The 12053-nt window shown below is 66.0% G+C and carries 13 protein-coding genes; 2 read left to right on the top strand and 11 right to left on the bottom strand.

The window, feature by feature from the left end:
• The first annotated feature begins 70 nt into the window (after nt 1-70).
• Entirely contained in the window at nt 71-571 is a 501-nt protein-coding gene (locus tag BN60_RS09015; protein WP_020695701.1) for an outer membrane protein assembly factor BamE, read from the top strand.
• 105 nt (nt 572-676) lie between these two features.
• Here the strand turns inward: BN60_RS09015 and BN60_RS09010 are convergent, their stop codons facing one another.
• Nucleotides 677-2785 (bottom strand): sodium-translocating pyrophosphatase, encoded by a 2109-nt coding sequence (locus BN60_RS09010; protein WP_020695700.1) that lies wholly within the window; start codon nt 2783-2785, stop codon nt 677-679.
• Between the two features lie 287 nt (nt 2786-3072).
• Between BN60_RS09010 and BN60_RS29515 the strand changes: the two genes are divergently transcribed.
• Nucleotides 3073-3540: an invasion associated locus B family protein gene (locus BN60_RS29515; protein WP_083856021.1), complete on the top strand. Its 468-nt coding sequence runs from the start codon at nt 3073-3075 to the stop codon at nt 3538-3540.
• A gap of 65 nt (nt 3541-3605) precedes the next feature.
• Here BN60_RS29515 and BN60_RS09005 read toward each other — a convergent pair whose 3' ends face one another.
• The 10 genes from BN60_RS09005 to rpiB form a co-directional block, all read right to left on the bottom strand.
• Complete coding sequence (locus BN60_RS09005; RefSeq protein ID WP_051150109.1) at nt 3606-4787, bottom strand: MFS transporter; 1182 nt, start codon at nt 4785-4787, stop codon at nt 3606-3608.
• Between the two features lie 129 nt (nt 4788-4916).
• On the bottom strand, nt 4917-5903 hold the full coding sequence (gene thiL / locus BN60_RS09000; RefSeq protein WP_020695698.1) for a thiamine-phosphate kinase: 987 nt from the start codon (nt 5901-5903) through the stop codon (nt 4917-4919).
• Between the two features lie 6 nt (nt 5904-5909).
• A complete protein-coding gene (gene nusB, locus BN60_RS08995) occupies nt 5910-6377 on the bottom strand; it encodes a transcription antitermination factor NusB (RefSeq protein ID WP_020695697.1) in 468 nt (155 codons plus the stop codon).
• A complete protein-coding gene (locus BN60_RS08990) occupies nt 6374-6865 on the bottom strand; it encodes a 6,7-dimethyl-8-ribityllumazine synthase (RefSeq protein WP_083856018.1) in 492 nt (163 codons plus the stop codon). The genes nusB and BN60_RS08990 overlap by 4 nt, the downstream gene beginning before the upstream one ends.
• Nucleotides 6865-8016, bottom strand: a complete 1152-nt coding sequence (gene ribB, locus BN60_RS08985) for a 3,4-dihydroxy-2-butanone-4-phosphate synthase (protein WP_020695695.1) — start codon at nt 8014-8016, stop codon at nt 6865-6867. The genes BN60_RS08990 and ribB overlap by 1 nt, the downstream gene beginning before the upstream one ends.
• Nucleotides 8013-8615, bottom strand: a complete 603-nt coding sequence (locus tag BN60_RS08980) for a riboflavin synthase (protein ID WP_020695694.1) — start codon at nt 8613-8615, stop codon at nt 8013-8015. Before BN60_RS08980 ends, ribB begins: the two co-directional genes overlap by 4 nt.
• A 9-nt stretch (nt 8616-8624) precedes the next feature.
• Nucleotides 8625-9719, bottom strand: coding sequence for a bifunctional diaminohydroxyphosphoribosylaminopyrimidine deaminase/5-amino-6-(5-phosphoribosylamino)uracil reductase RibD (gene ribD / locus BN60_RS08975; protein ID WP_020695693.1), 1095 nt, complete (start codon nt 9717-9719; stop codon nt 8625-8627).
• A 4-nt stretch (nt 9720-9723) separates the two neighbouring features.
• Nucleotides 9724-10188: a transcriptional regulator NrdR gene (gene nrdR / locus BN60_RS08970; protein WP_020695692.1), complete on the bottom strand. Its 465-nt coding sequence runs from the start codon at nt 10186-10188 to the stop codon at nt 9724-9726.
• Nucleotides 10189-10222: 34 nt separating this feature from the next.
• Nucleotides 10223-11530 carry a serine hydroxymethyltransferase gene (gene glyA / locus BN60_RS08965; protein WP_020695691.1) on the bottom strand — a complete coding sequence of 436 codons (1308 nt, stop codon included), beginning with the start codon at nt 11528-11530 and terminating at the stop codon, nt 10223-10225.
• Between the two features lie 5 nt (nt 11531-11535).
• Nucleotides 11536-11976 carry a ribose 5-phosphate isomerase B gene (rpiB, locus tag BN60_RS08960; RefSeq protein WP_020695690.1) on the bottom strand — a complete coding sequence of 147 codons (441 nt, stop codon included), beginning with the start codon at nt 11974-11976 and terminating at the stop codon, nt 11536-11538.
• Nucleotides 11977-12053 lie beyond the last annotated feature (77 nt).

Here is a 12053-nt window from a genome sequence, read left to right as displayed (position 1 = left end):
AGCGGTTGACCGACGCCCAGCATCACGACATGTTGTGGCCCCTCTTTCTCGCGAAGCCAAGAAACCGTCCATGCGTCGCACAGTCCCGCTTGCCCTGGCAGGCGTCCTTCTCGCTCCCCTTCTCATCGTCGGGGGCTGCAGCAATGTCGTCGACCAGCGCGGCTTCACGCCGACACCGGGCTCCGTCGAAAAGCTCGAAGTCGGCACGCAGAGCCGCGAAGACGTCGTGCGCGTGATCGGATCGCCGTCGGCGGTCGCCACGTTCAATCCGAACATCTGGTACTATATCAGCGAGACGCAGGAATACTGGGCCTTCACCAAGCCCAAGATTACCGAGCAGAAGGTCATCCAGATCACCTTCAACGATTCGGGCCGCGTCGAAGGCATCAAGAACTACGACCTGAAGGATGCCGAGCAGATCGCGATGGTCCAGCGCATCACCCCGACCTCGGGCAAGCAGCTCACGGTGCTGGAGCAGATCCTGGGCAACGTCGGCCGGTTCAGCGGCCCGCGCCAGCAGAGCAACCCCGGCGCTCCGACCGGCGGTGGCGGCGGCAGCGGCGCGCCCTGAGCCACCCTTCCGGGCCGCCCCTTTCGAGACGGCCGCCTTCAAGACGACAACGAAAAAGCCCCGGTCCTTCGACCGGGGCTTTCTCTTTGTGGAGACTTCAGCGGCTCAGTGCGCGAGCACGGCGAGCAGCAGAAGCGCCACGATGTTGGTGATCTTGATCATCGGGTTGACGGCCGGGCCCGCCGTATCCTTGTACGGGTCGCCGACGGTGTCGCCAGTCACCGCGGCCTTGTGGGCCTCGGATCCCTTGCCACCGAAATGACCTTCCTCGATGTACTTCTTGGCATTGTCCCAGGCGCCGCCACCCGCCGTCATCGAGACGGCGACGAACAGGCCCGTGACGATCACGCCGAGCAGCATGGCGCCCACCGCGGCAAAGGCATCCGCCTTGGTCGCGATCGCCGAGATGACGAAGTAGACCACGATCGGCGACAGCACCGGCAGCAGCGACGGCACGATCATCTCCTTGATCGCCGCCTTGGTCAGCATGTCGACCGCACGGCCGTAATCCGGCCGGTCGGTGCCCGCCATGATGCCGGGCTTCTCCTTGAACTGACGGCGCACTTCCTCGACCACCGCCTGCGCGGCACGGCCGACGGCCAGCATCGACATGCCGCCGAAGAGATACGGCAGCAGGCCGCCGATCAGCAGGCCGACGATGACATACGGGTTCTCGAGACTGAACTGCACAGTCCCCTGAACGCCGAGCTTGCCCTGACCGATGAAGTACTTGAGGTCTTCGGTGTAGGCCGCGAACAGCACCAGCGCACCGAGGCCTGCCGACGCGATGGCATAGCCCTTGGTGACGGCCTTGGTGGTGTTGCCGACCGCGTCGAGCGCGTCGGTGTTCTTGCGCACTTCCTTCGGCAGGCCCGCCATTTCGGCGATACCGCCCGCGTTGTCCGTCACCGGGCCGTAAGCGTCGAGCGCCACGACCACGCCGGCCAGCGCCAGCATGGCGGTGGTGGCGATGGCGATGCCGAACAGGCCGGCCAGGATGTAGCAGACCACGATGCCGGAGCAGATCACCAGCGCCGGCAGCGCGGTGGCCTCCATCGACATGGCGAGGCCTGCGATCACGTTGGTGCCGTGACCCGTGACCGACGCCTGCGCCACCGCCTTGACCGGACGGTAGTCGGTGCCGGTGTAGTACTCGGTGATCCAGATGATCAGGCCGGTGACGGCGAGGCCGACCAGCGAGCACCAGAACAGCGACATGCCGGTGAACGACATCGTGCCGACCTTCATGACCGTGTCCATGCCGACGACATGCGAGGTCACGAACCAGATGGCCGGAATGGACAGCACCGCCGCAGCGATGAAGCCCTTGTACATCGCCCACATGATGTTGTTGTCCGAGCCGAGCCGGACAAAGTAGGTGCCGATGATCGAGGTCAGGATGCAGACGCCGCCGATAGCCAGCGGATAGGTCATCAGCTTGGAGACCAGGACTGCATCGGCCTGGAAGAAGATCGAGGCCAGGACCATGGTGGCAACGGTCGTCACCGCGTAGGTCTCGAACAGGTCGGCCGCCATGCCGGCGCAATCGCCGACATTGTCGCCGACGTTGTCGGCAATGGTGGCCGGGTTGCGGGGGTCATCTTCCGGAATGCCGGCTTCGACCTTGCCGACCATGTCGCCGCCGACGTCCGCACCCTTGGTGAAGATGCCGCCGCCGAGACGGGCGAAGATCGAGATCAGCGAAGCGCCGAAGCCCAGGGACACCAGCGCGTCGACCATCACGCGGCCGCCGGCAGGGATTCCCATGTTGAGCAGTACGGCGAAGTAGCCGACGACGCCGAGAAGCGCGAGGCCCGCCACCAGCATGCCGGTGATGGCGCCCGACTTGAAGGCGAGGTCGAGGCCCTGCCCCAGGCTCTTCTGCGCAGCCACCGCGGTGCGCACGTTGGCGCGGACCGACACGTTCATACCGATGAAGCCTGCGGCACCCGACAGCACGGCGCCGATCAGGAAGCCGATCGCGGCGAACTTGCCGAGCAATAGAGCGAGAACGATCAGGACGACCACGCCAACGATGCCGATGGTGGTGTACTGGCGGCGCAGATAGGCGGCCGCTCCCTCCTGCACCGCTTGCGCGATCTCCTGCATGCGTGGCGTGCCAGCATCTGCTGCCATGACCCGCGACGCCGTCACGATGCCGTACAGCAGGGCGATAACGCCACAGCCGATAACGGCCCAAAGAATAGTCGACATAATTGTTGTTAACCCGTTGTTTTCACAGCGCTTCCGGCGCATCGCAGCCCGAAGTGCGTATCTCCCCCGGGGCGAAGGCGGCCAAAAAATGACAGATGCGCCCTAGCCGCGCAACTCGCGACTAGGCACAAAAACCGCGTCGCCTCAAAGGGTTGGCATTGGAGTATGCCGTATTCAATCTAAATTGAGATTTCCTTTTCCCACCATGGAATGGTGGAATAAGACAACGTGATAAGTAGTGGCGGAACGCGCTTGGCGCACAACCGCAACCGAGGGAAGAGTCGCAGATGAAAAGTGTAGCGGGCATTGCAATGGCCGTGCTGGCAATGAGTGCTGTTTCGGCTTCAGCGCAACACAATACGTGGCAAAGCAAGTGCCGTACCGATCAGATGACCGACAAAAAAAACTGCAGCGTCGATGCTACCATCGATCCGAAGCAAGGTGTAGAAAACATGCTGATCGTTGGCATTTCAACGACGCCAGTCGGGATCGTTGTTGTAGGTAGCGGTCACGGGGCGAGAGCCCGTATCAGGATCGATGAAAATCAGGCTGTGACGTTGTCTGATTGCGACTCAGCAGGATGCATTCTGGCGTCTGCGCAAGCGACCGCAGCGATCAGACAGATGCGCAACGGCACTCGCATGTTGGTCGAGTACAGTGACGTGCGAGGCCGGACAATTGGACCCTGGGAAATCAGTCTCTCGGGCTTTGATGCGGAATATCGGCGTTCTCTGTCTGGGGGCGGTGCGCGGTGACCGTCTATGCGCCGAATCGCTCAACTGGCGATTAGGCAAAACCACGCCACCTCAAAGGGTTGGCGTCAGGCGCGTGACGGATGACGCAACCGGAAAGCAACGATCACGATAAAGGCGATCAGGACCAGCACCAGGGCCACGTAATTGAGCGTCGCCCAGCCCTGCAGCTCCAGCACGACGCTGGCCATCAGGCTCGAAACGGTCGTGACGCCGAACACCATGAAGTCATTGAAAGCCTGCGCTTTGCCCCGCTCGGCCTGCCGATAGGTCGTCGTCAGCAGGGTCGTGGCGCCCACGAACAGGAAGTTCCACCCCACCCCGTTCAGGCTGAGGGCGCCCCGGAAGTGCCATTCGGTAACGCCCATCAGGGCGACCGCAACCCCCGCCACGAGCAGGACGATGCCTGCCATCATCATGTTGAAGATGCCGAAACGGGAAATCAGGTGGCCGGTGAAGAACGACGGCAGGAACATGCCCATGACGTGCACGAAGATCGTGACCGGCGCCTCGGTCTTGTCGAGGCCGCACTGCACGATGGCCAGGGGAGAGGCCGCCATCACGAAGGACATCACGCCGAAGGCGATCATGGCGCCGGCACAGGCCACCATGTAGGTCGGCTGGGTGACGATCTCCCGCAGCGGCCGCTGCGGTCCGGCCGTGTCCTCGCTCTTGACCTGCGGGAACTCGATGAAGCCCAGGACGATGAAGACCAGGATGTGGACAATGACTACCGCCACGAAGCTCGCCTGGAAGGTCGGCATCCAGAGGTCGGGGGTAAAGCGCGCCAGGGTGGGCCCGATGATGCCGGCGAGCACGCCGCCCGCCGTCACATAGGAAATCGCCTGCGCCCGGAAATGGCCCGGCGCCAGCTCGACCGCGGCAAAGCGGTAGAGCTGCATGTTGGCGATGCCATACCCCAGGAAGATGCCGCCCAGGCACATGAGCGGAAAGCTGCCGACGCCGACGCCGATCGCGGCGCACGAGGCGCCGACCATGCCCATCACCGAGCCGCTGCGGAAACCGAACTTGCGGCCGCGACGCATCATTAGCGCCGAGGCCGGAAAGACCGAGAGCATGACGCCGAGATGCTGCATGGTGACCGGCAGGTTGGCCCAAATGCGCATGTCCGGCGGAACGATGGTCAACACCGCCAGCGCCGACGAGGCGAACATCAAGGTGTTGCTGCTTTGCGTCAGTGCCTGGCAGATCGCCAGCAGCGCGATGTTGCGCATGGAGCGCCGAGGCATGCCCCCGCTGGTCTCCGCGGTCGCTTCCTGCACTTTGGTTGAGCCGTCCATTGGGCGCGCACTCTAGTCGTCGAGGTCGGGGGCGGCCACTCCGGTGGCGCGACTCAGCTACGCCGGAGACGCGTACCACTAGAAGTGAGCGTAGCCCTTGCGCGTCGCCCTCGCCGGCCGGCCGCCGACGGTGAGCTGCACGCCGGTGCCGCGCTCGAAGCGGCCAATAGGCGTCATCTTGATTCCAGCGGCCTTTGCCGCGGCGAGCAGCGCCCCGCGCCGGCGGGACGGGACCGCCATGACGAGTTCGTAGTCGTCGCCGCCGCCCAGCACGTTTGCCCAGAGTTTCGGTTCGGCGATCACCGCAGCGCGCGCCGCCGCCGACAGCGGCACCTCCTCGCGTTCGACGGTGACGGCAAGCCGCGAGGCGTCGGCGATGTGGCCCGCGTCTGCCAGCAGACCGTCGGAAACATCGGCCATCGCGGTCGCAACGCCGACCAGGCGCGGGCCAAGGCCCGAACGCGGTTGCGGCAGCCGATAGCGATCTTCGAGGGCGGCGCACTGTCGAGGGGTGACGCCCCGCAGCTTGCCGCGGGCCGCCAGAAGACCGAGCGCGCCGTCGCCGACCGTGCCGCTCACCCAAAGCTCGTCGCCGGGCCGCGCCTTGTCGCGGCCGAGGCCCTTGCCGCGCGCCACCCTGCCGAACGCCGTGATCGTCACGGTGAGCGGCCCCGGCGTCATGACCGTGTCGCCGCCGCACAGGATAATGCCGTAGCGGCGCTGGTCGCTCGCCAGCCCCTTGGCGAAACCCGCCACCCAGCTTTCGCGCCAGCCGACCGACAGGGCGAGCGAGAGCTGATAGACGAAGGGCGTCGCGCCGCCGGCCGCGAGATCGGAGAGGCAGACGCGCAGCGCCTTGGCCGCCGTCCATTCGGGCTTCTCGCCGGACAGGAAATGCACGCCGGCCACGATGGTGTCGGTCTTCACCACGAGATCGTGGCGCGGATCTGCCGGCAGGAAGGCGTTGTCGCTCTTGAGGCCACCGGCGCCCTCGAAGCCGCGGGCAAGCGGCGCGAAGTAGCGGGCAATCAGCTCGAACTCGCCGATACGCCGGCGCGGCGCCATGGTCTGCTACTTCACCAGATCGGCCGAGCGCGACTGGCGCGCCACGCGATCGAGCACGGAGTTCACGAAGTTCGGCTCGCCCTTGTCATAGAAGGCGTGCGCGACTTCGACATACTCGTTGATCACCACGCGGGCCGGCACGTCGTGGCGATGCACCAGCTCGTAGGTGCCCGCCAGCAGGATCGCCCGCACGAGCCGGTCGATACGCGCCCAGGTCCAATCCTGCGCCAGCGCGGCCGAAACGCTCTTCTCCAGCTCGTCCCTGTGCGACGCTGTTCCTTCGACCACGTCCTTGAACAGCGGCCGGTCGGCGTCGCGGCGCATGCCGCCCTCGCCCGTCTCGCCCGTCCGCACCTTGAGGAACTGTTCGACGATCTCGGCCGGGGCGTCCTGCCCCTCCTGCCACTGATAGAGCGCCTGCACCGCCGCCAGCCGCGCAGCCTGGCGACGGCTGGGCGCGGGCTTGTCGCTCACTTGCTCTTCCAGCGGCGGCTGAGCGCCACCATGGCGAGGCAGGCATGGGCGGCATCGCCGCCCTTGTCGCCGCGGTCGATGAAGGCACGCGCCTCAGCCTGCTCCATCGTATTGACCGTCACGATGCCGTAGCCGATCGCCAGCTTATTCTGGATGGCGAGGTCCATCAGTCCGCGCGCACTCTCGCCGCAGACATAATCGTAGTGCGAGGTCTCGCCGCGAATGACGCAGCCCAGCGCGACATAGCCGTCGTAGCGCTTGCCCTTCTTCGAGGCGGCCAGAGCGATGGCGCCGGGAATCTCGAAAGCGCCGGGGACGGCGACGCGCTCGGCCTTGGCACCGTTCTTCTCGATCTCGCGCTCCGCGCCCGCGACCAATGCCGCGGCGATCTCCGTATAATACGGCGATTCGACAATCAGGATGCGTGCGCCCTTGACGCCGGCGACTGCCGGCCGCGCCGTCGGCGTTTCCGTCCGTGTCGACATGATCAGGAGGCCTTGCGGCCGGGCACCGGCCTCTGGCCGACCACCTTGAGGCCGAACCCTTCGAGACCGACGATGCTTTTCTTGCTGTTAGTCAACAGGATCATTTCCTTCACACCGAGATCGATCAGGATCTGGGCGCCGACGCCGTAGTCGCGCAGCTCCTGACCCGACGGCGGGATCGGTTCACCGGCGCGACGACGCTGCTCGGCGAGGACGACCGTCAGCGGTTCGCGGATCAGCACGATCACGCCCCTGCCTTCTTTGGCGATCTCACGCATCGAGGCTTCGATCTCGCCGCCACGACCGCCGCTCCTCTGGCCGAGCGTATCGGTGAAGATATTGACGGCATGCATGCGCACCATGACCGGACCGCCCGTTGCCGGGTCGCCCTTAACGAGAGCGACGTGCTGCGCCATCGTCACCTTGTTCACGTAGACGACGCAGCGGAAATCGCCGCCGTAGGTGCTGTCTAGATTGGTCTCGCTGATACGCTTGATGATCGAGTCGTAGCGCCGGCGATAGGCGATCAGATCGGCGATGGTGCCGATCTTGAGTCCATGACGCTGTGCGAAGGTAATGAGGTCGTTGCGACGAGCCATGGTGCCGTCGTCGTTCATGATCTCGCAGATCACACCGGCCGGCGTGAGGCCGGCAAGACGCGCCAGATCGACGGCCGCCTCGGTATGGCCGGTGCGCTCCAGCGTGCCGCCGTCGCGCGCCACCAGCGGGAAGACATGGCCCGGGGTCACGATGTCCTGCGGGCCGCAGGACGGGTCGATCGCCACGGCGACGGTGCGCGAACGGTCGGCGGCCGAGATGCCGGTGGTGACGCCTTCTCGCGCTTCGATCGACACCGTGAAGGCGGTCGCATGGCGCGTGCCGTTGTTCTGGGACATCAGCGACAAGCCGAGTTGCTCGACACGTTCGCGCGTCAGTGCCAGGCAGATCAGGCCGCGCGCGTGCTTGGCCATGAAGTTGATCGCTTCGGGCGTCGCCCATTGCGCGGGGATCACGAGGTCGCCCTCGTTCTCGCGGTCCTCGTCGTCGACGAGGATGAACATCCGGCCCTTGCGAGCCTCCTCGATGATGTCCTCGGCCGCGGCCTTCACTTCCGAGAAGGTGATCCGCCAAGCGTCCTTTTCGAGCGCGCTCATGTCTTTCCGTGCTCCAACAATCGCGCAACGTAACGCGCGAGCATATCCACCTCAAGGTTGACCTGCTGGCCGACCTTGGCCTGTCCCAGCGTCGTGACCGCCTGCGTGTGCGGGATCACGTTCACGCTGAAGCGATTGCCGTCCACTTCATTGACCGTGAGCGAAATGCCGTCGATCGTGACGGAGCCCTTGGGCGCCACGAAGCGCGCGACCTCGCCCGGCGCCTCGAAGTCGAAGCGCATGCTGCCGCCGACCGGCGTCATCGACACGATTTTGCCGACGCCGTCGACATGGCCGTAGACCAGATGGCCGCCGAGTTCGTCGCCGAGCTTCAGGGACAGTTCCAGGTTGAGCTTGCTGCCGGTCCTCCAGGCGCCGAGATGGGTCTTGGACAGGCTCTCGGCGGACACGTCCACGGCGAACCTGCCGGCGCTCTTCTCGACTACGGTGAGGCAGCAGCCGGAGCAGGCGATCGACGCACCGATCGGAACGGCGGCGAGGTCGTGCTTCGTCGCGATGACAAAGCGCCGGTCGCCCGACTTGCCCCCCTCGTCGACCGAGACGATTTCACCGATGTCGGTGACGATGCCTGTAAACATGGCCGTTCCTTAAGCCTCTCGCCGCCAGGTTTCCAGCGTGTCGCCGTGCAGGCGCCGCGCCGAAACCAGCCGAAACCGGGGCGCGAAATCCAGACGCTCCAGGGCGAGCGGCCCTACCGCAGAGCGGCTGTCGCCGCCCAGCAGAAGCCCCGCCCGGTAACTGGAAATACGGTCGACCAGTCCTGCCTTCAGGAACGAGGCCGCCACCTGCCCGCCGCCCTCGATCAGGACGCGGGTCAATCCGCGCGCGCCCAATAGCCGGCCGGCGGCGGCCGCGTCGATGCGACCATCCGCGCCGGCCTCGACCTCGACGATCTCGACGCCTTGCCCGGCCAGCGCCTCGCGCGCCGCGGACGGAGCGGCCTGGGTGCAGAGCAGCCAGACCGGGCGTTGCCTTGCCGTTGTCGCCAGCCTGGACTCCGGCGACAACCGAGCCTTCGAGTCGAGCACGAGGCGCACCGGCGATCGTTGGCCAAGGCCCGGCAGCCGGCAGCCGAGATCGGGATCGTCCGCCCGCGCGGTCTCGCCGCCGACCAGGATGGCATCGTGCGTAGCGCGCAGATGGTGGCCGTGCTGGCGTGCCGCCGGCCCAGTGATCCACTGGCTCTCGCCCGACGCGGTTGCGATGCGTCCGTCGAGCGAGCTTGCGATCTTGAGGTGAAAGAGCGGCCGCCCCTCCTTCACCCGCATCAGGAAGCCGGCGTTTATCTCCACAGCCTCGGCAGCGCCGTCGCCGACGGCGACCTCGATCCCTGCTGCCCGCAGCCGTTCGTGCCCCCGCCCCTTCACTCTCGGATCGGGATCTTCGAGCGCGGAGACGACCCGCGCGACGCCGGATGCCACCAGCGCATCGGCGCAGGGCGGCGTGCGGCCATGGTGCGAACAGGGTTCGAGCGTGACGTACGCCGTGGCGCCTTTCAGCGACAGGCCGGCGGCGGCGGCCTGGGCAATCGCGTCGGCCTCGGCATGCGGCCGGCCGCCCTCCTGCGTGCGGCCGCGTGCAACAACCTCGCCGTCGCGCACGATCACGCAACCGACGGCAGGGTTGGGCCAGGTACGCCCGAGCGACCGACGCGCCAGCGCCAAGGCCGCGCGCATCGCCATTCGCTCAGTCCTTGAAGTTCGTGTCGGCGAGGTCGGAAATGAACTCCTCGAAGTCCTTGGCCTCGCGGAAGTTGCGATAGACCGAGGCGAAGCGCACATAGGCCACCGGATCGAGCGCACGCAGTGCGTCCATCACCAGCTCGCCGATCTGCGTCGAGGGAATCTCGCTCTCGCCCGAGCTTTCGAGGCGGCGGACGATACCGTTCACGACACGCTCCGTGCGTTCCGGATCGACCGGCCGCTTGCGGCAGGCTACCTGTATCGACCGCGCGAGCTTGTCGCGATCGAACGCCACGCGCTGGCCATTCTTCTTCACCACCGTCAGTTCGCGAAGCTGCACGCGCTCGAACGTCGTGAAGCGCGAGCCGCAGGACGGACAGTAGCGCCGCCGGCGAATCGCCGAATTGTCGTCGGTCGGCCTCGAGTCCTTAACCTGAGTGTCCTCGTGACCGCAGAATGGACAGCGCATCTCTTCCCCCTGTTATTCTTGGCTAAGTGCGTCGTCAGTCGCGGTAGATCGGAAAGCGGGCGCAAAGCGCGTGCACCTTGCCACGCACCTGGGCCTCGACCTGGGCGTCGCCGTCGGGGCCGTTCTTGGCGATGCCGTCGAGCACATCGGCGATCAGATGGCCGATCTGGCGGAATTCGGCGACGCCGAAGCCGCGTGTCGTGCCGGCCGGCGATCCCAGCCGCACGCCCGAGGTGATCGTGTACTTCTCCGGGTCGCCCGGAATGCTGTTCTTGTTCGCCGTGATGCCGGCGCGATCCAGCACCTTCTCGGCCGAGACGCCGGTCGCCTTCTTCGGGCGCAGATCGACCAGCATGACATGGCTGTCGGTGCCGCCCGAGATGATCCGCAAGCCGCGCTCGGTCAGCACCGCGGCGAGCGCCTGCGCATTGTCGATCACGTTCTGGGCATAGACCTTGAAGTCCGGCCGCAGCGCCTCGCCGAAGGCCACCGCCTTGGCGGCGATGATGTGCATCAGCGGGCCGCCCTGCAGGCCGGGGAACACCGCCGAGTTGATCTTCTTCCCGAGCTCGGCGTCGTTCGACAGGATCATGCCGCCGCGCGGGCCGCGCAGAGTCTTGTGCGTCGTCGTCGTCACGACATGGGCGTGCGGCAGCGGGCTCGGATAGACGCCGGCCGCGACCAGGCCGGCATAGTGGGCCATGTCGACCATGAAATAGGCGCCGATCTCGTCGGCGACCTTGCGGAATCGCGCCCAGTCGATGGCGCGCGAATAGGCCGAGGCACCGGCGATGATCAGCTTCGGCTTCTCGCGACGCGCCGCCTCCTCCATCTGCTCGTAGTCGATCAGGTGCGTGTCGGGCTTGAGGCCGTAGGACGCGACCTTGAACCACTTGCCCGACTGGTTGGCCGGCGAGCCGTGCGTGAGATGGCCGCCCTGGTCGAGCGCCATGCCGAGGAAGGTGTCGCCCGGCTTGAGCAGCGCCATGAACACGGCCTGGTTGGCCTGCGCGCCGGAGTGCGGCTGCACGTTGGCGAAGGAGCAATTGAACAGCTTGCAGGCGCGTTCGATGGCCAGCTGCTCGGCCTTGTCGACCTCCTCGCAGCCGCCGTAGTAGCGCCGGCCAGGATAGCCCTCGGCATATTTGTTGGTGAGCACGGAGCCGGCCGCTTCGAGCACGGCGCGCGACACGATGTTTTCCGAGGCGATCAGCTCGATCTGCTCACGCTGGCGATGCAGCTCCCCTTTGACGACGGCCTCGATCGCAGGATCGGCCTCGGCAAGGCTCCTGGTGAACATCGGCAACGGCGAATCGTCCGACTTGGCAGCAGCTTGGCTCATCTTACTCAACCCTTTGACAGCTTTTCGACACGGCCGGCGTGGCGACCGCCGGCCCATTCAGTAGACAAGAAGGTCCGGAGCGCCTCGCGCGCCGTTTCGACGCCGATCAGGCGTTGGCCGAAGGCAATCACGTTGGCGTCGTTGTGCTCGCGCGACAGGCGCGCCGAAGTCACGTCGTGGGCAAGAACCGCCCGCACCTTGGGATTGCGGTTGGCGGCAATCGAAATGCCGATGCCGCTGCCGCAGACCAGCACGCCGCGCGCAGCTTTCCCCGAAGCAATGGCCTCGCCCATCGCCTTGCCGAAGTCCGGATAGTCGACGGATGCAGTTGAATTGGTGCCGAGATCGAGCACCTCGTGACCGGCTTCCTGCAGGTCCCGCTTGAGAATCTCTTTCAGGTCGAAGCCGGCATGATCCGACGCGACCGCGATGGCGCCCCCCGGCATGTCGACGATCGATCCCCTCTAGCTGTTGAGCCCCCTGCTACCATATTCGGGGCCGCAGTGTCACTGTCCCCCAAAAT

Source organism: Reyranella massiliensis 521, assembly GCF_000312425.1.
In the GTDB taxonomy this organism is placed as follows: Bacteria; Pseudomonadota; Alphaproteobacteria; order Reyranellales; family Reyranellaceae; genus Reyranella; species Reyranella massiliensis.
Note: the sequence above shows the minus strand (reverse complement) of the source record. Positions and strands in the feature narration are given on the sequence as shown.